The organism is Ralstonia sp. 110700041-2 (assembly GCF_056280165.1).
In genome coordinates this window covers 38,783-57,961 of sequence record NZ_JBSFAI010000007.1, presented here as the reverse complement: position 1 = coordinate 57,961, position 19,179 = coordinate 38,783, and the positions used below count along the sequence as shown (strand labels likewise).

The window sequence follows — 19,179 nt, the reverse complement described above, 5'->3', positions numbered from 1 at the left end:
GACATGACCATCATTGATCTAATCGGCGCGGCCATCGGCTGCGGAGCGCAAGACGACGGCTGCAAGGACGGCCCGCGCGCGCTGCTGGAAGCCGGCGCGCTGGGGCGATTGCAGACGCGGGACACGCATGCCGCGCTCGTGCACGACATCGAACTGGCGATGTCAGCTGGGCACAGCCGCTCAGCACGCTTGGCGGCGCTCCCAGGCGTCGCCGGCTTCTCGCGCGCGCTCGGCGATGCGACCGCGCACAGCGTGCACCAGGGGCATGTGCCCGTGGTCATCGGCGGCGATCACTCCTGTGCCATCGGCACCTGGTCAGGCGTCGCAAACGCCTTGCGGCCAAGGGGACCGCTTGGCCTGATCTGGATCGACGCCCATCTCGACAGCCACACGCCGCAGACGAGCGATTCCGGCGCCATCCACGGCATGCCGCTGGCGGCGCTGCTCGGCCACGGTGCAGCGGCCCTCACGCAGATCCGCGATGCCGCGCCGAAGCTGCTGCCGGAACACGTGGTGGTGATCGGCGCGCGCAGCTACGAGCCCGCCGAACGCGCGTTGCTTGACCTGCTTGGCGTGCGCGTCATCGACGCAGCCGAAGTCGCACGCAATGGTCTGCGCGCCGTCATGGCCGACGCCATCCGCCAAGTCAAATCGGACACGGCCGCCTTTGGCGTGACACTCGATCTGGACGCCTTTGACCCCGCCGTCGCGCCGGGCGTCGGCACGCCCGAAACAGACGGGCTCACCGCGCAGGGCATGGCACAAGCACTCGCCGCGTGCGCACGCGACGCACGGTTTGCCGCATTCGAACTGGTGGAATACAACCCGCGCCACGACAAGGGCGGGATCACGGCACATCTGGCCCTGGACCTCCTGGCCAGCGTCGCAGGCGCATTGCACGCCCAGCGCCGCGAATACGCGACGGCGGCTTGAACCGCCATTAAAAAAATCGGACCGCCAACACCCGCGCACAGACGGTGTGGCCGTACCCTGCCCTATGCGGCGCCTTGAATTTCTGTTGCAAGGAGGAAAAAGGAAGGGAAACTGTTTGAGCGCAGCGAGTTTTTCCCTTCCCCTCCTTGCGACATAAATTCAAGGAATCTTTCGCCGCATCGGGCGCGCCTTTCTTTGCTTACTTTCTTTGGCAAGACAAAGAAAGTGAGTCAGCCCCGGTAGGGGATGAAACAAGGGATGCACCACAAACGCCGGTGGTGCAGAGAAGAACAAGCGCTTAAGCCTGTTCCTTGATCCGAAACACCTCCACCCCCACCGACTCACAATCCGGATACACATCCGGCTTCTCCGTCGACACCCGCGCGGCCAGCACATGCGGGTGCTTGAGCATCGCCGTCAGCACGTCATCGCACAGCGTCTCCTGCAGATGGATATGGCCTTGCGCCATGCGCCGCGCCACGGTCTCGCGCATGAAGTCGTAATCCACCACTTCATGCAGCTTATCTTCCGTGGGCGACGAATGCTCCAGCGGCACGTACAGCTCGATGTTGATCAGGACGCGCTGCTCGCCCTTTTTCTCGAATTCATGCACGCCGATGTTGATCTGCACTTCGTAGTTGCGCAGGAACATGCGGCGGCAGTGCGACAGGCGCGGGTGGGATAGCAGGGAAAGCATGGGAGCGTCCGGGGGAGGAGTTGTTTATTCAGTCAGGAACATCACGTCGCGTGCCAGCGGCATCAGGTGCTGGCCTCCGTCGACGAACAGCGTGGTGCCGGTGACGGCGCGGGCGGTGGCGAGGTAGCACACCGCCTCGGCAATGTCTTCCGGCGTGGACGACTGGCCCAGCGGCGTCATCTGGTGCGCGCGTGCAAACCCGCCTTGCGACTGGTCGCCCGACACCATCGTGATGCCCGGCGCCACGCCCACCACGCGCAGCGCGGGCGCCAGCGCCTGCGCAAGCTGCATCGTGGCGGTCGACAGCGCCGCCTTCGACAACGTGTAAGAGAGGAAATCCGGGTTCAGGTTATCGAGCTTCTGGTCGAGCAGATTGATGACGACGCCGCGGTGCTCGGCGCCATCGGCAGTCAGCGCACGGTGCAGCTCGCGCGACAGCAGCAGCGGCGCCGCCACGTTGGTGCGCATGTGCGTATCGAGCGACGCATAGCTGAAGCTGGTCGCTACGTCGTACTGGAACAGCGACGCGTTGTTGACCAGGCACGTGGGCGTACCCAGTGCAGCGCTGCAATCGGCGATCAGGCGGCCGGCGGCAGCTTCGTCCGAGAGGTCGGCCTGCAGCACGGCGGCGCGCCGGCCCATGGCAGTGATCTCGGCGGCCACGGCGTCGGCCTCCGTGCGCGAGCGGTGGCAATGCACTGCCACATCCCAGCCGTGGCGGGCCAGGGCCAGGGCAATGACGCGCCCCACGCGACGGCCTGCGCCTGTGACGAGAGCGATGCGCTGCTGTGTAGCGGATTCTGCGGTCGATTCCGCAGTTGACTGGTTGAGCGTCTGCGCCATTGTTTACAATTCGCCGATGAGCAAAACCGTGAGTTTACCGCTTCCCAACGAGGCGGCGCAGGCGCAGTCCGCGCACCTGTTCGCCGTGATCGCCGACGCCATTGCGGCCGCCGGCGGCTGGCTTCCGTTCGACCGCTACATGGAACTGGCGCTCTACGCGCCCGGCCTGGGCTATTACAGCGGCGGCGCGGCCAAATTCGGCCGCCGCGTGGAGGACGGCGGCGACTTCATCACCGCGCCCGAACTGACGCCGTTCTTCGGCCGCACCGTGGCGCACCAGCTCGCGCAGGTGCTGCAGGCATTGCCCGAAGGCCAGCGCCACGTGCTGGAATTTGGCGCCGGCACCGGCAAGTTGGCCGCCGACATCCTTATCGAATTGGATGCGCTGAGCGTGCGGCCCGACAGCTACGGCATCGTCGAACTCTCCGGCGAGCTGCGCCAGCGCCAGCAGGAGCGTCTGACTGCGCTCGGCCCCGAGCTGGGCGCCCTGGCGCAGTGGCACGACACATTGCCCGCGCCGTTCACCGGCGTGATGATCGGCAACGAAGTGCTGGATGCGATGCCCGTGTCGCTGTGGGCGCGGCGCGGCGGCATGTGGCACCAGCGCGGCGTGATGCTAGATGCGGAGCACGGCCTGCAATGGGAAGACCGGCTTGTTGATCCGTCAGAGGTCCCAGCCAAGCTGGCCGCCCTGCCCGGCACGGATGATTTCGTTACCGAATCGCATGAGGCCGCCGAGGGCTTCATCCGCAGCACCGGCGCAGCGCTTGAACGCGGCTTGCTGCTGCTGATCGACTACGGTTTCCCGGCCGCCGAGTACTACCACGCGCACCGCGCCAACGGCACGCTCATGTGCCACTACCGCCAGCACGCGCATGACGATCCGTTCTGGCTGCCAGGCCTGCAGGACATCACCGCGCACGTCGAGTTTTCGGGGATTGCCCAGGCGGGACAGGAAGCCGGGCTGGAACTGCTCGGCTACACGAGCCAGGCGCGCTTTCTGTTGAGCGCCGGTGTGGGTGAGCTGCTGATGACACTTGATCCGTCCGATCCGATGCAGTTTCTGCCGGCGGCCAATGCCGTGCAGAAACTGCTGTCGGAAGCAGAAATGGGCGAGCTGTTCAAGGCCATCGCGCTGGGCAAAGGCATCGATGCAGCACTGCCGCTGACCGGCTTTGCCGATGCCGACCGCTCGAACCGCTTGGGTTAGACGATCAGGCTGACGCGGCCTTGGCCGCTTTGGCCTCCAAGGCGCGTTCGTTCTGCTCGGCTTCGTAGCGGCCGATCGTGCCGCGCATCCACCACAGCAGCGCAAGGCCCGGGAAGGCAAACACCACGGTCATCAGATAGAACGCGGGCCAGCCGTAGGCTTCCACGAGGTAGCCCGAGGTGGGCCCAACGTACACGCGGCCGATGGAAGCCAGCGCTGACAGCAACGCATACTGCGTCGCCGAGAACGACCGGTTGCACAGCGCCATCAGCAACGCCACAAAGGCCGCCGTTCCCATGCCGCCGCAGATGTTCTCGATGCCGATGGCCACCGCCATCGTCCACAGGTGCTGCGGCGTCACGGCCAGCACCCAGTAGCCGAGGTTCGACACTGCCTGCAGCACGCCGAAGATCAGCAGCGCGCGCACCAGCCCCAGCCGGACCATCAGCGTGCCGCCATACAGTGCGCCCACGATAGTGGCGGCCAAGCCGAGTGTCTTGTTGACGATGCCAACCTCGCCGGCGGAAAAGCCGACGCCGCGGATCAGGAACGTGGTGGACAGGCTGCCCGCAAACGCGTCGCCCAGCTTGTAGAGCACGATCAGCCCCAGCAGCGCCCAGGCGCCACGGCGGGAGAAGAAGTCCCGCAGCGGGCCGACCACCGCCTCCTGCAGGCTGCGCGGTGGGCGCGCCGATACCTCCGGCTCGGGCGACCACAGCGTCGTGATGATGCCCAGCGCCATCAGCCCGGCCATCAGCAGATACATGTTGCTCCAGCCCATCACGCGATCGGCCAGATACAGCGCCAGGCCACCCGACACCAGCATCGCCAGCCGGTAGCCAAGCACCTTCACGGCCGCGCCGACGCCGCGCTCGCTCGTATGCAGCACATCGGTGCTGTAGGCATCGAAGACGATGTCCTGCGACGCGGATAAAAACGCCACCAGCACCGCCAGCCCAGCCAGCGCCCAGAGCGCGGCATGCGGCGGCGTGAAGGCCATGGCCGCAATCGACGCTACCAGCCCGGCCTGCGTCAGCACCAGCCAGCCGCGCCGGCGGCCCATCAATGGCGGTGTGAAGCGGTCCATCAGCGGCGCCCACAGGAACTTGAAGATGTACGCCTGCCCCACCAGCGAGAACAACCCGATGGTGCGGATATCCAGCCCTTCCACCGTCATCCAGGCCTGCAGCGTGCCCGAGGTGAGCGCCAGCGGCAGGCCGGAGGCAAAGCCCAGCAACAACATGGCGCCGATGCGGCGGTTGCGAAAAATATCGAGGTAATCGTGGAAGGTCATGCGGCGGGCCGGTGGCGAAGGCGAATGCGGGTTGCCACGTAGCGTGGCGCGCGGCGTTGGCCGATATTATGTCGCACGGATCCGTCCCCTCACCTATATGCCCCGTGTCACACGCTCCCTGCTGACCGCAATCGGCCTCGCGCTATCTGCGTGGGCAACCGCCATGGACGGCCCGCTGCCCGTACCCGCCGACGGCGTGAAGCTGGAAGCGCCCACCACCACATCGCCCAACATCCGGCTCGTCATTCCGGCCGAGGAAATCGATAAGCGCGCGCTGGCCGAGTACACGGGCATCATCGACAACGCGGCCCACGAAGGCGCGCTCGCGCCCGACAACGTGCCGGATCTGATCCGCATCCGCGGCATCGTCAAACGGCTCACACCTCAGGCACCGCGCTGGAACCCCGACGCCACGCATTGGCAGTGGGACGTCAACTTGATCGGCTCGTCGCAGGTGAACGCGTTCTGCATGCCCGGCGGCAAGATCGCCGTGTTCTCGGGGTTGCTCGAACAGTTCAAGCTGACGGACGACGAACTCGCCATGGCACTCGGCCACGAGATCGCCCACGCGTTGCGCGAACACGCCCGCGCCCGAGCCGGCCAGCGCGAGATCACCAACCTGGGCGCCAACGTCATCTCGCAGTTGTTCGGCTTCGGCAACCGGGGCGATACGGACCTGGGTGAAGGCGCCAAGATGCACCTGCTGGCCTTCTCGCGGGCGGAGGAAACCGAGGCTGACCTGGTCGGCATGGACATCGCTTCCCGCGCCGGCTACGACCCGCGCGCCGCGCTCACGCTGTGGCAAAAAATGGGATCGATCGGCGGGACGGAGCAAAAGCAGTTTCTGTCGACGCACCCGTCGGGACGCACGCGCATGGCCGTGCTGTCGCGCCATTTGCCCGAAACGCTCACGCTGTTTGCCGACGCCCGACATATGACGATGGCGAAACTGCCGGAATATCGATCGAACATGCAATATCTGGGCGCCGCACCTGTTGATAATGGCGATGAGGCGCCGATGCGGCCGATGCGGCGGCGGTAATAATGGCTAGGTAATTGGCGCATTGATGTCTGATCAGTCACCGGTTCCATCAAGATGCGCTGGAAAGTCACATCGGTAGCTGGTTTTGCGCACAGCATATCGTGCAGCCCCCCAAAAAAATCTCGTCGATGTGCGAGGTTTCTTGTCTGCGCGGCCGGATGCGGCAGCAGCAGCCCCAGCAGGACGCCACCGGCACGAACGCCGCCGTCGACACCCGCCATCCACAACGTGCTGGCGCCGTCAGCCGATCCGCAGCCAGCCGAAACAACCCCGTAAGCAGACGGGTCGCGCAACCGGCCATTCCTCTTTACGATGGCTGCTCACTTGCGCGTGTGCGGCGCCAACCTGGAGGAACCCGTGAGTCTGACCATCCTGTGTGTGCTGGTGATCGTGGCAACGGTGTGCGCAGCACGCGGCCGACGTCGGGCTGCGCGCGGGCTGGCGGTGTTCTCCGGTGTGCTGGTGATCGCGATCGGCTGCGGGCCGGTGCCCGCGTGGCTGCTCGATTCGCTGGAAAAGCCGTTCGAGAACGAGCCCCATGTCCAATGGGGCGCGCGCAACGCCATCGTGCTACTGGGCGCGGGCACATTCCGCGTGGGCGACTCGGTCGAGCCGGGGCTGTTCTCGTATCCGCGGCTGGTGGAAACCACACAGCTGTACCAGGCGTGCCGCAAGTCAGATGGCGATTGCAAGATCCTCGTCAGCGGCGGCGATGCACGTCACCATGGCTCGCCGGAAGCCACCGTGTATCAGCGCGAGCTTGTCAGGCTGGGCGTCGCCAAGGACGACGTGCTCATAGAGCCCCAGAGCATGAACACGTGGCAGAACGCGCAGTTCTCACGCACGGTGCTGGCGCAATACGGCGCTGATCGCACCGTGCTCGTTTCATCGGCCATCCATCTGCGGCGCAGCCTGCTGTATTTCACGCACTTCGGCATGGCGCCGGTCCCCGTGCGCGCCGACGATCTGCAGGCCGCGGCGTCGCCCTTGCCGATGGCATACAACTTTGCGCTGACCGATTTCGCACTGCACGAGTGGATCGGCATCGCGCGCTATCACATGTACAACGCGCTGGGCTGGAACCCTGGGCGCATCAACCCCGGTGACGCCTGATTCGGCGGCCCTGTGCCGGGCATTCGAAGTGGTGCTCTAGTGCTTCCGGAGGGGAGCAAAATTCCGGCGCCGACCTATACTTTGTGCATTGCAACATCCGGGCATCGCAATGCGCCATCTCGGCCGTATTGAAGCTCACCGCCTCATCGCCATTGGCAAGCTCGCTTGCCACCACCCGCCCACCGGGCGCGGCCATCCCTGACGGGAATCGCTGACGATTCCTGCGCCAGCAAGTGGGCCGCTGCGTAAGCAGCGCCCACCCCGCCAGCCACACCTCAGAAGCAATCCAACAAGCAAGGGGAACCCTCATGCCTCAAGTCACGGCAAGCAAGCTGCCGGTCAAACTGCTCGCGCTCGTCTTCGGCGCCGTCGCGGCGCTGGTGATCGGGCGGACTTTCCTGCTGAACTGGCAGATCATTCCGCCCGGCTACACGGGCATCAAGATCAATCGGCTCGTCGATCGCGGCATCACGCATGAAAACGTCGTCACCGGGTTCGTGTTCTACAACCCCGTGCAGACCGCGATCATTCAGTACCCGACTTACGTGCAGCGCGTGATCTGGACGCAAGACGTGAACGAAGGCCGCGCGCTCAACGAAGAACTGACGTTCAACACGAAGGACGCCGTGCCCGTCAACGTGGACGTGGCCGTCTCGTACCAACTCGATCGCGAGAAGGTGCCGGCCTTCTACACCAACTTCCGCGCCGATCGCATCGAGACGTTCACGCACGGCTATCTGCGCGACACCGCGCGCAACGTGATCGTCGCCATGGGCTCGGAATACAACTTTGACGACGTGAACGGCGGCAAGAAGGAAGAGTTTGTCGCGCGGCTGACCAAGGAGCTGGACACGCGGCTCGCACCGCTGGGCGTGTCGATCAAGCAGTTCGGCATCGTCGGCTCGCTGCGCCCGCCGCGTGCGCTGCTCGATGCAGTGAGCGCCAAGACCAAGGCCATCCAAGACGCGATCCGCACTGAAAATGAAGTGCGCTCCGCCCAGGCCGAGGCCAAGAAGAAAGTGGCGATTGCCGAAGGCGAAGCCGCTGCCAACCATGCGCTCGCCTCGTCGCTGGATGACCGGCTGCTCGCCTGGGAACGCTTGAAGCTCGAACGTGCCGCCATCGAGAAATGGAACGGCGTGACGCCGAGCGTGATGGCGGGCGGCAACGGCGGCGGCATGTTTTTCAACATCCCGGCGGGGGCGCAGAGCAAGTAAGCCCCGGGTCGTCAAAACGGCCAAAGAAAAACGCGCCCGAAGGCGCGTTTTTCGTTTCCGCTCAGGCGGCGATCAGCTCGCGAAACCCGGCGCGGCTTCGCGCACGGTGTGCTCGGCGCCTGCTGCGGGAACCGGCGCTTCCACATGCAGGCTCGTCGCCTCATCCACACCGAGATGCACGTTCATGCATTGCACCGCTGCGCCCGCCGCGCCCTTGCCCAGGTTGTCCAGACGCGCGGTGACGACCATGCGCTCGTCCGAACCGAACACGAACAGGTCGGCACGGTTGGTGTCGTTGGCGCCCTGCACATCGAAGAAGCCGTTGTCGAGCGTCGCAACGTTGTCGGCCGGCGCCACGCGGATGAACTGCTCGCCCTGGTAGTAATCGGCCAGCACGCGGGCGATGTCCGCCGGGCTCGCCTTGCGCGCCAGGTGCTGCGGGTGCAGGCCGATCGTCACGGCCAGGCCCTTGAGGAAATTGCCGACGACCGGCGTGAAGATCGGTGCGAGCGACAGCTTGCTCTGCACGCGCATCTCCGGCAGGTGCTTGTGCGCCAGCGCCAGCGCGTACGGACGCGGGCTGTCGAGCTTCGGGTTATTGGCGGCGAGGTAGTCGGCAATCATCTGCTTGCCGCCGCCGCTGTAGCCGGTCAGCGAGAACGCGGTGACCGGGTAATCGGCCGGGACGATGCCCGCGTCCACCAGCGGACGCATCAGCAGCACGAACGCACTGGCGTGGCAGCCCGGCACGGCGATGCGCTTGGTGTTACGCAGGCGCTCGCGCTGGCCCTGGGCCAGTTCGGGCAGGCCGTAGACCCAGTCGTCCGACGTGCGGAACGCGGTGCTGGCGTCGATGATGCAGGTGTTCGGGTTGTTGACCAGCGAGACGGCCTCGCGCGAGGCGACGTCCGGCAGGCACAGGAATGCGACATCGGCGGCATTCAGGAATTTGGCGCGCTCGGCAGAATCCTTGCGCTTGTCTTCGGCGATGCGCAGCAGCTCGATATCGTCGCGCTGCGACAGATAATCGAGCAGGCGAAGGCCGGTGGTGCCTTCCTGACCGTCGACGAAAACCTTGAATGCCATGGTGATCTCGCTAAAAAACTGGGGGCCAAAGACAACGCCGGCAAGCGATGCCGGCGCGTGAGGTTTGCATTGTAGCGGCTGACGAAGACATTTCCGCGGCAGCGCCATGAAGTGCTTTTTGTGTCGCTTACCAGTGCGGCTTCGTGTCGTAATCGATCGTCAGCGGCGCGTGGTCGCTGAACTTGATGTCCTTGAAGATCGACGCGCGGCGTGCCGTGGCGGCAATGCCCGGCGTAGCGATCTGGTAATCGATACGCCACCCGACGTTCTTTGCGTATGCCTGGCCGCGGTTGCTCCACCACGTGTACTGCTCGGGGCGCTGGTCGAGCGTGCGGAACACGTCCACGTAGCCGACCTCATCGAAGAGCTTGCTCAGCCACGCGCGCTCTTCGGGCAGGCAGCCGGAGTTCTTCTGGTTGCCCTTCCAGTTCTTGATGTCGATTTCCTTGTGCACGATGTTGACGTCGCCGCATAGCACGACCTCGCGGCCCTTTTCGTGGCGCAGGTCCTTGAGGTGCTCCATGAACAGGTCCATGAAGCGGAACTTGGCCTGCTGGCGCTCTTCGCCGCTGGAGCCCGACGGCACGTAGACCGAGATGACCGACAGCTTGCCGTAGCGGGCCTCGACGTAGCGGCCTTCGGCATCGAACTCGCCGTTATCGAAGCCGATGATGACCTCGTCGGGCTTGTGGCGCGTGTAGATGCCCGCGCCGCTGTAGCCCTTTTTCACCGCGTGCTGGAACACGCCGTGGTAGCCGTGCGGCGCCAGGAATTCAGGCGTCATGTCGTCTTGCGCGCATTTCAGTTCCTGCACGCAGACGAAATCGGCGTCCTGCTTGCCCATCCATTCAAAAAAGCCTTTGCTGGCAGCGGAGCGAACGCCGTTGAGGTTGGCGGAAATGATGCGTAACATGGCGGGACTTTTTTGCGGACCAGAGAAAAAAGATGAGCCAAAACAGCGAGTTGCGCCAATCCTTCATCCGCTTTGCGGTGGAAGCCGGCGTGCTGTCATTCGGGGAATTCGTGACCAAGGCGGGGCGGACGTCGCCCTATTTCTTTAACGCCGGCAAGTTCGCAGACGGCGCCCTGCTGGGCCAAGTCGCGCAATTCTATGCGAAAACCCTGCTGGACTCGGGTGTCGAGTTCGACATGCTGTTCGGGCCGGCCTACAAGGGCATCACGCTCGCGTCGGCCACCGCCGTAGCCTTGGCGGGCCTGGGCCGGAATGTGGGCTTTGCGTACAACCGCAAGGAAGCCAAGGACCACGGCGAAGGCGGCAGCCTGGTCGGCGCGAAGCTGCAGGGCCGGGTGGTGATCGTCGATGACGTGATCTCTGCCGGCACCTCGGTGCGCGAGTCCGTCGAGCTGATTCGCGCCGCCGGCGCGACCCCGGCTGCTGTGCTGATCCTGATGGATCGGATGGAGCGCAGCGGCAACGCCGTGGATATCGGCGAGCGTTCTGCGGTGCAGGATGTGCAGGCGCAGTACGGCATGCCGGTGGTGTCGATTGCGAATCTGGATGATTTGCTGGGGTATCTGGATAACGCTGGCGACCCGGCGCTGGCTGGGTATCGGGAAAAGGCTGCTGCTTATCGGGATAAGTACGGCGTTAGCGCGATCTGAGTTTTTGCCGCGTAAAAAAACCCCGGTGGATGTTGTTCGCCGGGGTTTTGTTTTTTGTGGCTCATCCTCCTGCCGCGGCCGATGCGAGGGATGCACCATCAGCGCAAGAGCCGCAAACCACCACCCTATTCGATCTTCAACCCCAAGAACGCCGGATTCCCCACCGGATATTCCGGCTGCAACCGCTCCATCACCTGCAGCAGAATCTCCGCCACCATCAGGCTGCGATGCGACTTGGAGTTCGCCGGAATGATGTGCCACGGCGCGTGCGGGGTGGCTGTGGCATTGATCGCGTCTTCGTAGGCGGCCATGTAGTCTTCCCAGAACTTGCGTTCTTCAATGTCCGCCATCCCGAGCTTCCAGTGCTTCTGCGGATCGTCGATACGCATCTGCAGCCGATCGCGCTGTTCCTCCTTGGAGATATGTAAAAAGCACTTGACGATGGTGGTACCGGTCTCGGTCAGCATCTGCTCGAAAGCATTGATGTGAGCGTAGCGGCGCTTGCTCTCGGCGGCATCGATGTCTCCATGCACGCGGGTGACAAGCACATCTTCGTAATGGCTGCGATTGAAGATGACGATCTCGCCTGCGGCCGGCACCTCCGCATGGATCCGCCACAGGAAGTCATGCGCCAACTCCAGCGGCGTGGGCACCTTGAAGCCCACCACGCGCAGGCCGAGCGGGTCGAGCGCACGGAATACGGTGCGTACGGTGCCATCCTTGCCCGCAGTATCCATGCCCTGCAGCACGACCAGCAGCTTGCGGCGGTGCTCGGCATAGAAGATGTCCTGCAGCGCCTCAATGCGCGCAGACAGTTCGGCCAGCCGCGCCAGGTCACCCGCCTTGCTGCCCGTGGTGCACGGTTTGGCGGCAGGATCGAACTTGGCGATCTTGAACTTGCTGCTGCCGTCGAAATACCAGTCGTCGATGGGGTTCTTGCCGTTGGATGCCACGGTGTCTCCTTGTTGTTCAGACAGGCGAATGGGCAGTTCCCGCGCGCCTAGTGGGCAGCGGTCAGCTTGAGCGCATCCAGATCCAGCGTGCCTTCAAACACGGTCGTGGCGGGGCCCGTCATCATGACCGGCTGGCCATCGCCCGCCCACGCGATGGTCAGGTCGCCGCCGTGCGTGGCCACCTTGACGGGTGAATCGAGCAGGCCGCGGCGGATGCCGGCCAACACCGCTGCGCACGCGCCGGTGCCACAGGCGAGCGTCTCCCCCGCGCCGCGCTCGTACACGCGCAGGCGCACGGAATGGCGATCGAGGATCTGCATGAAGCCCGCATTCACGCGACGCGGAAACACGGCATGCGATTCGATCAGCGGGCCATCTTCCAGCACGGGGAAGGCTTCCGTATCGTCGACAATCTGCACGGCGTGCGGATTGCCCATCGACACGGTCGACAGCCATTCGGTCCGGCCGTTGATCTGCAGCGCGTGCTGCGTGTCGTCGCCTTGGGTGCGGGTGGGCAGGCCTTCAGGCAGGAACGGCAGGCGCGCCGCCTCGAACACCGGTGCGCCCATGTCGACTGTGACCTGGCCGTCGTCCTGCATCGTCAGCGTGGCGATGCCGTTCATGACTTCCACACGCACGGTGCGTTTGTCGGTCAAACCGCGGTCGGTGACGAACTTGACGAAGCAACGTGCGCCGTTACCGCAGTGCTCCACCTCGCCGCCGTCGTGGTTGAAGATGCGGTAACGGAAGTCGACATCGGGCCGTGTCGAACGCTCGACCAGCAGGAGCTGGTCCGCCCCCACGCCGAAGTGGCGGTCGGCAATGGCAGCCCATTGCTCGGGCGTGAAGTCGATCGGGGTCTGGATGCCGTCGAGCACGACAAAGTCGTTGCCCGCGCCGTGCATCTTGGTGAAGTGCAGTTTCATGGCTGGCCGCACAGATGCGGCGATGAGCGTTCGGAAAACACCAATTCTAAAGGGAGCCGGCCGGGGTTGGCGCGGGCCGGCTCCCCGCATCAATAAATGCCCGGCATGCCCTCGGGACGGTGCTTGAAGCGCTTGTGCACCCAGTAGTACTCGGTGATGCGCGGGCGTATCGCGTCTTCAAAGAAGGCGTTCATCCGGCGCGTGTCGGCGGTGAGATCGCCGGTGGGGTAGTTCTCCCACGCGGGCAGGATGCGCAGCGCGTAGCCCTCGTAGTTGGGCAGGATCTCGGTGTACATCGGCACGACCTTGGCACCGGTCATGGATGCCATGCGCGGGATGGCGTTGAGCGTGAGCGCCGGTACACCAAAGAACGGCACGAACTCCGAGTCGCGCTCGCCGAAATCCATGTCGGAGATGAGCTGCAGCGCCTCGCCGCGCTTGATGGTGCGCATGATCTGGCGGATGTTTTCGTTGCGCGACACCATGGTCGCGCCAAAGCGGCTGCGCAGCGCCTTGATGGCGTCATCGAGCACCGGGTTGGCCATGCGCGTGTACAGCGAGCAGCCGGCGTTGCCGACGTGCTTGCGCAGGTAGTCGGTCAGCGCCAGCGCGCCGATCTCCACGCCCGACAGATGCAGCGTGACGAGAATGTGCGGCTGGCCGTGCAGCGCCGGCAGATTGGCCTGGTCGTCGATCTTCACCACGCGCATCAGGCGCTTTTCCGACGCGAACCACGCAAACGAGCGCTCGGCAAAGCTGCGGAAGACCTTGCGGAAGACTTCGTGCGCCATGGCTTCGCGCTCGGCTTCGGACTTCTCGGGAAAGCACGCGCGCAAGTTGGCCAGCACCACGCGGCGGCGGCCATTGGGAATGCGGTACAGCAGCCCGCCCAGGCCTTCGCCAAAACGCGCGACAAAGCCGTACGGCAGGAAGGACAGCAGCCACAAGAAGCCGAGTCCGAGTTTGGCAGAGAGACGTTCCATAAAGGCAGCAGTGTCAGGCAGCGGGCGGAGCGTCCGCGCCCTTGGGATGCTTGTAGCGGTTATAGCCCCAGAGATATTGCGTCGGCGCCACGGCAATCAACCGTTCGACGGCGGCATTGATGCGGGTGGCGGCCTGCGTTGCGTCTTCGGGCAGATCGCCAATCTCCTCCAAGTGCAGGCGATAGCCTGCGCCGCGCGGCAGCCGCTCGGCAAACAATGCCACCACGGGCGCACCTGTGAGCCGATGCAAACGGTGCACCAGCGTCATCGTATAGGCGGGCTTGCCGAAGAACGGCGCCCATACGCCTTCGCCGGCGGTGGGGGTCTGGTCGGGCAGGATGCCGACGGCCTCGCCGCGCTTGAGCGCGCGCACCAGCATGCGCACGCCACGCGGGTCTGCTGGTGCCATCTGCATGTTCGGTCCCGCCCGCATGGTTTCAATCCAGCCGCGCAGGCTTGCCTTGCGCGGCGGCTTGAACAGCGAGGTGACAGGGTGCTCACGCGCGTAGGCCTGCGGCAGCACTTCAAAGCAGCCCAGGTGCGGCGTCAGGAAGATCAGGCCGCGCCCATCTGCAAGCGCGCGCTCGACGACCGTCCGGCACACGTCGAACAGGTGAGGGGCGACGTCCGCCCCGTTCTTGCGCACCCAGAAGTAGGGCATCTCGAACACCATGCGGCCGGCAGATCGCCCGGCCTCCTTGAGCATGGCGGGCGTGACGTCGGGATAGGCGTGGCGGAAGTTGGCAATGAGCCGGTCGTGATAGCGGCCGGGCACCTTGGCCGCCAGCGCCCCCAGCCAGCCGCCCAGCGCCTGCAGCGCGGATAGGGGCAAGCGTGAAAACAGCCAGAACAGGAAGGTCATGCGTGCGGTCGCAGCAATGTGTTGGTCGCAGTCGACAGGGGAGCAGGGTCTTGACAGGCCTTGCTGCGGCCCCGAAAAGTGCCGCGTATAATAGCGCGATTCGCCGAGTTAACTGACAACTTGCGGGGCGAATCCTTGCTTGGCCACAAACCTCGGCAAGGTTGCTAAATACCGCTAAAGCGTCGCCGGCCGTGGCTCAACGGATTGGCAACGTGATAGCCAATCTGGAGCTAACAGCCGTGTCAAACGACTTCCTCTTCACCTCGGAGTCGGTCTCCGAGGGCCATCCCGACAAGGTCGCCGACCAGATTTCCGACGCCATCCTGGACGCCATCCTCGCCCAGGACAAATATGCGCGCGTCGCAGCAGAAACGCTGTGCAACACCGGCCTGGTGGTGCTCGCGGGTGAAATCACCACGACGGCCAACGTCGACTACATCCACGTTGCGCGCGAAACCATCAAGCGCATCGGCTACGACAACACCGAATACGGCATCGACTACAAGGGCTGTGCCGTCCTCGTCGCTTACGACAAGCAATCGCCGGACATTGCCCAGGGCGTCGACCGCGCATCGGACGACTACCTCAACCAGGGCGCCGGCGACCAGGGCCTGATGTTCGGCTACGCGTGCGATGAAACGCCCGAGCTGATGCCCTTCCCGATCTACTACGCACACCGCCTGGTCGAGCGCCAGTCGCAACTGCGCCGCGACGGCCGCCTGCCCTGGCTGCGTCCGGACGCCAAGTCTCAGGTGACGGTGCGTTATGTGGATGGCAAGCCCCACAGCGTCGATACCGTGGTGCTGTCCACCCAGCACGCGCCGGAAATGTCACAAGAGGCCATCCGCGAAGCCGTGATCGAAGAGATCATCAAGCCGGTGCTCCCGTCGCACATGCTGGCCGAGACCAAGTACCTGGTGAACCCGACCGGCCGCTTCGTCATCGGCGGCCCGCAAGGCGACTGCGGCCTGACCGGCCGCAAGATCATCGTCGACACGTACGGCGGCGCAGCCCCGCACGGCGGTGGCGCGTTCTCGGGCAAGGACCCGTCCAAGGTCGACCGCTCGGCCGCGTATGCCGCGCGCTACGTGGCCAAGAACGTGGTGGCTGCCGGTCTGGCGCGCCAGTGCCAGGTGCAGGTGAGCTACGCGATTGGCGTCGCACGCCCGATCAACATCACGGTGTACACGGAAGGCACGGGCGTGATCCCGGACGAGCAGATCGCCAAGCTCGTGCAGGAGCACTTCGACCTGCGCCCGAAGGGCATTGTGCAGATGCTGGACCTGCTGCGCCCGGTCTACGAAAAGACCGCCGCATACGGCCACTTCGGCCGCGAAGAGCCCGAGTTCAGCTGGGAAGCCACCGACAAGGCCCTGCTGCTGCGCGAAGCGGCCGGCCTGGCCGGCGAGCCGGCCAAGGCGTTTGCCTGAGGCCACCCTGCTGCAGACAAGAAACCGCCTCTCGGGGCGGTTTTTTGTTGCGTGCTTGGTAATACCGCGCTCACGGCATCTTGCTGAGAATGCCGTTCATCTCATCTGCGGAAAACGCCCTCAGCGTCTGCGAACGGACATTGCCCGCCGCGGCCAGCGCCAGCCCGAAGGCCGTCATGGCGGCATCGTCCGGGCCCTCGCAGATCACGGCGAGGTCGTACTGGCCCAGCGTCCAGTAGATCGCCTTCATGTCGATGCCGGCCGCCTTGGCCAGTTCGCGGGCCGCAGCCGCCCGCTTGGTGGTGTCTTTCACGCTGCGGATGCCCTGGTCGGTAAAGTTCAGCAGGGCCAGAAAAGTTGCCATGGTGCATCTCCTGATCGGCGGGAGTCGGAGGGAAGCCGCATCGCGCGCCGCCGAAACGCGCGGGAGGTGCTTTCGTGCAATGTGCACGCCAGGCAAGCTGGCAGGCCGCATTGCGGCAACATCGCGCCCACACCGGTCCGTTCCAGCCCGTGCAGTGCCCCGGATGGTTTCAGATGCGATACACCGCCGCTGACAAGCGCCCATTGCGCAACTTCGGTCAGGCACGGCGGTATCACGCGCGCTAACGTAGCGCCACCCAGGAGCCCAACCTGACCACCGCCACCGACCGCTACCTCGCCCGCTTCCGCGCCGTGCTTGCACACATCGACGCGCATCTGGAAGACACGCTGGATGTAGACGGGCTGGCCGGGGTGGCCGCGTTTTCCCGGTACCACTTCCACCGCCAGTTCTCGTTGCTGTTCGGCATGAACGTCGGGCGCTATGTGCAGTTGCTGCGCCTGAAGCGCGCCGCGCATCAACTCGCCTATCGCGACGAAGCGCGCATCACCGACATCGCACTGGCGTGCGGGTACGAAGGGCCGGAGGCATTTGCGCGGGCGTTCCGCAGGCAGTCGGGACAATCTCCGTCGGCATTTCGGGCGGCGCCGCAGTGGGCGTCCTGGGCGACCGATCTACAGGCGCTGCGCGCCCTCAGGCGCCAACACATGCCCGCACAACCGCAAATCCAATCCGTTGAGATCGTCGAGCGCGAGGCCGTTGCCGTCGCCGCCATCGAGCACCGCGGTGACCCAACACGCCTTGGCGAGACCCTTCGCAGGTTCATCGCCTGGCGCCGTGAGCATCGGCTGCACCCGAGCGTTTCGGCCACGTACAACGTCGTCTACGACAATCCCGACGATGTGCCGCCCGAGGCGTTCCGCATGGACATCTGCGCGGCCACGCGCGCGCCGATCGCCCCCAATGCAGCGGGCGTAGCGGGCAAGACGCTGGCGGGCGGCCGCTACGCCGTGCTGCGCCACACGGGCTCCGACGACACGCTCGGCCAGAGCGTTGCGTACCTGTATGCCGACTGGCTGCCCGCCAGCGGCGAGGAATTGCGCGACGCGCCGCTGCTGTTCCAGCGCGTGCGCTTTTACCCCGACGTGCCCGAGCACGAAGCCGTGACGGACGTGCTGCTGCCGCTCAGGTGAACGTTCAGGCGTCCAGGTGAACCTGGATGCCGGTGGCCGTGTAGATGGCCGTGGCCTGGAAGCCGTCCACCACCACCGTCGAGAACTGGCGGTTGCTGCCCGCGCCATCCACCACGGCGATGGTGTCGCCCACCTTGGGCGTGTAGCCGTTCACGAACTTCAGGTGCAGCGTGCCGCCCGCAATGGTGGTAAGGCCGGCCACGCTGAGCTTGCCCTGGCCGTTCGGGCCGATGGCGAGGTCGAGCGTGGTGCCCTGCAGTTGGGTGAACTTGCCCGCAATGGCCACCGCCGCCGGCGCGTTGACGGCCAGCGTGCCAGCGCCGACATACACATCGCCCGTGCCGAATGCGTTGGCCGAATCGGCTTCCAGCACGCTGCTTGCGACCTGTGTGCCGCCGGTGTAGGTGTTGGCGCCGGCCAGACGCAGCGTGCCGGTGCCTTGCAGGGTGAGCTTGCCCGCGCCCGAGATGGCATTGCGCCACGTATCGACCGCGTTGAAGCCGCCCTGTGTTGCATCCATCGAGACGATCACGTTGCCGTTGAACGCGCCATAGCCGTCGGCAGCCGCAAACAGGTTGAGGCGGCCCCAGCCTTCGGCGTCGTCGAGCACCGGGTAGCCGGACGCCAGCTCCGTGGTCTTGAGCACCACGCGGCGCTGGTCGGCGCTCAGGTACGGGAAGCGCGTTTCCAGCAGCACCTCGGCGCCCTTGGGTACCACCGGCGCCAGTGTCGTGGCGCTGATCTGCGAGAAGCCAAACGTCATCCGGCGCGTGAAGTTGGCCTGATTGGTGGCGTAGTCGGCAAAGCGGTCGGTGGCCGGCGTGCCCGACTGGGCCAGCGCCGGGAAGGTCGTGGCATCGGTGCCGGTCTGCGCCATCAGCGCGGTGTGCGCCTGCGTGAAGGCAGCCGCCTTGAGCGCGGCGTTGGCCGGGTCGACCAGATTGGCCGCCGCGGCGGCAATGCCGATCATGCGGCCGGACATCACATCCAGCGGTGAATGCATGCCCGCCAGGATGCGGTTCTCGCCCAGCTCCTGGCCGCGTGCAAGCATCTGCTGGAAGCGCTCAGGCACCAGGTACGGCAGCCGTGTCGCCAAAGCCCGGGGCTGCGGGCGGCGCCGGAATGGCCTGCGTGGTGGCAGCGGCCGTGCTGCTGGTGGTGTCATCGCCGCCGCACGCGGTGAGCGCGAGGGCACCGAACAGCGCAACGAGGCTGGAGCAAAGACGCGGGCGGGAAAACGCGGGGCGGGCAGCGAAGGCCATGGTACGGCGGGCTCGCAACCCGCAGAGCGCGCTGGAAAGCGCGGCAGTCTCGACACGCGCCACGAAACAACGGTGACGTTTCGTTGACAAATCCGCGTGATCTTCGCCCTACATTGGGGCATTCCGCGTCATGACAGCGCTAACAGTGAGTTATGTCACGGCGTGATAGAATCGCCGGCTGCATTCTTTG

The 19,179-nt window shown here is 65.2% G+C and carries 19 protein-coding genes and 1 pseudogene; 8 read left to right on the top strand and 12 right to left on the bottom strand.

Annotation, left to right across the window (positions count from 1 at the left end):
* Positions 1-3 precede the first annotated feature (3 nt).
* Positions 4-933, top strand: coding sequence for an arginase (locus tag ACUXH0_RS11980; protein ID WP_009239307.1), 930 nt, complete (start codon positions 4-6; stop codon positions 931-933).
* A 298-nt stretch (positions 934-1,231) separates the two neighbouring features.
* Here ACUXH0_RS11980 and ACUXH0_RS11975 read toward each other — a convergent pair whose 3' ends face one another.
* Together ACUXH0_RS11975 and ACUXH0_RS11970 are read right to left on the bottom strand one after the other, a co-directional pair.
* Positions 1,232-1,630: a dihydroneopterin aldolase gene (locus ACUXH0_RS11975; RefSeq protein ID WP_004635799.1), complete on the bottom strand. Its 399-nt coding sequence runs from the start codon at positions 1,628-1,630 to the stop codon at positions 1,232-1,234.
* Between the two features lie 24 nt (positions 1,631-1,654).
* Positions 1,655-2,473 carry an SDR family oxidoreductase gene (locus tag ACUXH0_RS11970; RefSeq protein ID WP_009239309.1) on the bottom strand — a complete coding sequence of 273 codons (819 nt, stop codon included), beginning with the start codon at positions 2,471-2,473 and terminating at the stop codon, positions 1,655-1,657.
* Between the two features lie 16 nt (positions 2,474-2,489).
* On the opposite strand from ACUXH0_RS11970, the gene ACUXH0_RS11965 reads away from it, so the two are divergent.
* Positions 2,490-3,683 (top strand): class I SAM-dependent methyltransferase, encoded by a 1,194-nt coding sequence (locus ACUXH0_RS11965; RefSeq protein WP_137910964.1) that lies wholly within the window; start codon positions 2,490-2,492, stop codon positions 3,681-3,683.
* A 4-nt stretch (positions 3,684-3,687) separates the two neighbouring features.
* Here the strand turns inward: ACUXH0_RS11965 and ACUXH0_RS11960 are convergent, their stop codons facing one another.
* Entirely contained in the window at positions 3,688-4,977 is a 1,290-nt protein-coding gene (locus tag ACUXH0_RS11960) for a muropeptide transporter (protein WP_137910963.1), read from the bottom strand.
* A gap of 97 nt (positions 4,978-5,074) precedes the next feature.
* Between ACUXH0_RS11960 and ACUXH0_RS11955 the strand changes: the two genes are divergently transcribed.
* The 3 genes from ACUXH0_RS11955 to ACUXH0_RS11945 all read left to right on the top strand — a co-directional run bounded on the left by ACUXH0_RS11955 (position 5,075) and on the right by ACUXH0_RS11945 (position 8,349).
* Positions 5,075-6,019 (top strand): M48 family metallopeptidase, encoded by a 945-nt coding sequence (locus ACUXH0_RS11955; RefSeq protein ID WP_182594083.1) that lies wholly within the window; start codon positions 5,075-5,077, stop codon positions 6,017-6,019.
* A 357-nt stretch (positions 6,020-6,376) separates the two neighbouring features.
* On the top strand, positions 6,377-7,132 hold the full coding sequence (locus tag ACUXH0_RS11950) for a YdcF family protein (RefSeq protein WP_024542217.1): 756 nt from the start codon (positions 6,377-6,379) through the stop codon (positions 7,130-7,132).
* A gap of 308 nt (positions 7,133-7,440) precedes the next feature.
* Positions 7,441-8,349, top strand: coding sequence for a prohibitin family protein (locus ACUXH0_RS11945; protein WP_004635812.1), 909 nt, complete (start codon positions 7,441-7,443; stop codon positions 8,347-8,349).
* A 72-nt stretch (positions 8,350-8,421) separates the two neighbouring features.
* On the opposite strand, the gene argC is transcribed toward ACUXH0_RS11945, so the two are convergent.
* Together argC and ACUXH0_RS11935 are read right to left on the bottom strand one after the other, a co-directional pair.
* On the bottom strand, positions 8,422-9,435 hold the full coding sequence (argC, locus tag ACUXH0_RS11940) for an N-acetyl-gamma-glutamyl-phosphate reductase (protein ID WP_009239314.1): 1,014 nt from the start codon (positions 9,433-9,435) through the stop codon (positions 8,422-8,424).
* A 127-nt stretch (positions 9,436-9,562) separates the two neighbouring features.
* Entirely contained in the window at positions 9,563-10,348 is a 786-nt protein-coding gene (locus ACUXH0_RS11935) for an exodeoxyribonuclease III (RefSeq protein ID WP_182594084.1), read from the bottom strand.
* Positions 10,349-10,380: 32 nt separating this feature from the next.
* Between ACUXH0_RS11935 and pyrE the strand changes: the two genes are divergently transcribed.
* Positions 10,381-11,058, top strand: coding sequence for an orotate phosphoribosyltransferase (gene pyrE / locus ACUXH0_RS11930; RefSeq protein WP_004635818.1), 678 nt, complete (start codon positions 10,381-10,383; stop codon positions 11,056-11,058).
* Positions 11,059-11,183: 125 nt separating this feature from the next.
* On the opposite strand, the gene ACUXH0_RS11925 is transcribed toward pyrE, so the two are convergent.
* The 4 genes from ACUXH0_RS11925 to ACUXH0_RS11910 form a co-directional block, all read right to left on the bottom strand.
* On the bottom strand, positions 11,184-12,011 hold the full coding sequence (locus tag ACUXH0_RS11925; RefSeq protein ID WP_004635820.1) for a polyphosphate kinase 2 family protein: 828 nt from the start codon (positions 12,009-12,011) through the stop codon (positions 11,184-11,186).
* Between the two features lie 47 nt (positions 12,012-12,058).
* Positions 12,059-12,937 carry a diaminopimelate epimerase gene (gene dapF, locus ACUXH0_RS11920; RefSeq protein ID WP_182594085.1) on the bottom strand — a complete coding sequence of 293 codons (879 nt, stop codon included), beginning with the start codon at positions 12,935-12,937 and terminating at the stop codon, positions 12,059-12,061.
* Positions 12,938-13,026: 89 nt separating this feature from the next.
* On the bottom strand, positions 13,027-13,920 hold the full coding sequence (locus ACUXH0_RS11915; protein ID WP_009239318.1) for a lipid A biosynthesis lauroyl acyltransferase: 894 nt from the start codon (positions 13,918-13,920) through the stop codon (positions 13,027-13,029).
* Between the two features lie 13 nt (positions 13,921-13,933).
* Positions 13,934-14,782, bottom strand: a complete 849-nt coding sequence (locus ACUXH0_RS11910) for a lysophospholipid acyltransferase family protein (protein ID WP_009239319.1) — start codon at positions 14,780-14,782, stop codon at positions 13,934-13,936.
* A gap of 239 nt (positions 14,783-15,021) precedes the next feature.
* On the opposite strand from ACUXH0_RS11910, the gene metK reads away from it, so the two are divergent.
* Positions 15,022-16,212 carry a methionine adenosyltransferase gene (gene metK, locus ACUXH0_RS11905; RefSeq protein ID WP_004635827.1) on the top strand — a complete coding sequence of 397 codons (1,191 nt, stop codon included), beginning with the start codon at positions 15,022-15,024 and terminating at the stop codon, positions 16,210-16,212.
* A 70-nt stretch (positions 16,213-16,282) separates the two neighbouring features.
* On the opposite strand, the gene ACUXH0_RS11900 is transcribed toward metK, so the two are convergent.
* Positions 16,283-16,576, bottom strand: a complete 294-nt coding sequence (locus ACUXH0_RS11900; RefSeq protein ID WP_004635830.1) for a GYD domain-containing protein — start codon at positions 16,574-16,576, stop codon at positions 16,283-16,285.
* A 311-nt stretch (positions 16,577-16,887) separates the two neighbouring features.
* Between ACUXH0_RS11900 and ACUXH0_RS11895 the strand changes: the two genes are divergently transcribed.
* A complete protein-coding gene (locus tag ACUXH0_RS11895) occupies positions 16,888-17,727 on the top strand; it encodes a GyrI-like domain-containing protein (RefSeq protein WP_473241712.1) in 840 nt (279 codons plus the stop codon).
* Between the two features lie 4 nt (positions 17,728-17,731).
* Here ACUXH0_RS11895 and ACUXH0_RS11890 read toward each other — a convergent pair.
* Positions 17,732-18,820 (bottom strand): annotated as a pseudogene (locus ACUXH0_RS11890) (autotransporter-associated beta strand repeat-containing protein); the annotation flags it as partial.
* A complete protein-coding gene (locus ACUXH0_RS11885; RefSeq protein ID WP_182594086.1) occupies positions 18,792-18,989 on the bottom strand; it encodes a hypothetical protein in 198 nt (65 codons plus the stop codon). The pseudogene ACUXH0_RS11890 and the gene ACUXH0_RS11885, both read right to left, overlap by 29 nt.
* Between the last annotated feature and the right edge of the window lie 190 nt (positions 18,990-19,179).

What these genes read in the sequence shown, in the direction of transcription:
- ACUXH0_RS11970 (WP_009239309.1), bottom strand. Translation starts at nt 2,473, where the DNA reads ATGGCGCAGACGCTCAACCAGTCAACTGCGGAATCGACCGCAGAATCC.
- ACUXH0_RS11945 (WP_004635812.1), top strand. Translation starts at nt 7,441, where the DNA reads ATGCCTCAAGTCACGGCAAGCAAGCTGCCGGTCAAACTGCTCGCGCTC.
- ACUXH0_RS11910 (WP_009239319.1), bottom strand. Translation starts at nt 14,782, where the DNA reads ATGACCTTCCTGTTCTGGCTGTTTTCACGCTTGCCCCTATCCGCGCTG.
- ACUXH0_RS11960 (WP_137910963.1), bottom strand. Translation starts at nt 4,977, where the DNA reads ATGACCTTCCACGATTACCTCGATATTTTTCGCAACCGCCGCATCGGC.
- pyrE (WP_004635818.1), top strand. Translation starts at nt 10,381, where the DNA reads ATGAGCCAAAACAGCGAGTTGCGCCAATCCTTCATCCGCTTTGCGGTG.
- ACUXH0_RS11900 (WP_004635830.1), bottom strand. Translation starts at nt 16,576, where the DNA reads ATGGCAACTTTTCTGGCCCTGCTGAACTTTACCGACCAGGGCATCCGC.
- ACUXH0_RS11980 (WP_009239307.1), top strand. Translation starts at nt 4, where the DNA reads ATGACCATCATTGATCTAATCGGCGCGGCCATCGGCTGCGGAGCGCAA.
- ACUXH0_RS11975 (WP_004635799.1), bottom strand. Translation starts at nt 1,630, where the DNA reads ATGCTTTCCCTGCTATCCCACCCGCGCCTGTCGCACTGCCGCCGCATG.
- ACUXH0_RS11965 (WP_137910964.1), top strand. Translation starts at nt 2,490, where the DNA reads ATGAGCAAAACCGTGAGTTTACCGCTTCCCAACGAGGCGGCGCAGGCG.
- ACUXH0_RS11885 (WP_182594086.1), bottom strand. Translation starts at nt 18,989, where the DNA reads ATGGCCTTCGCTGCCCGCCCCGCGTTTTCCCGCCCGCGTCTTTGCTCC.
- ACUXH0_RS11955 (WP_182594083.1), top strand. Translation starts at nt 5,075, where the DNA reads ATGCCCCGTGTCACACGCTCCCTGCTGACCGCAATCGGCCTCGCGCTA.
- ACUXH0_RS11935 (WP_182594084.1), bottom strand. Translation starts at nt 10,348, where the DNA reads ATGTTACGCATCATTTCCGCCAACCTCAACGGCGTTCGCTCCGCTGCC.
- argC (WP_009239314.1), bottom strand. Translation starts at nt 9,435, where the DNA reads ATGGCATTCAAGGTTTTCGTCGACGGTCAGGAAGGCACCACCGGCCTT.
- ACUXH0_RS11915 (WP_009239318.1), bottom strand. Translation starts at nt 13,920, where the DNA reads ATGGAACGTCTCTCTGCCAAACTCGGACTCGGCTTCTTGTGGCTGCTG.
- dapF (WP_182594085.1), bottom strand. Translation starts at nt 12,937, where the DNA reads ATGAAACTGCACTTCACCAAGATGCACGGCGCGGGCAACGACTTTGTC.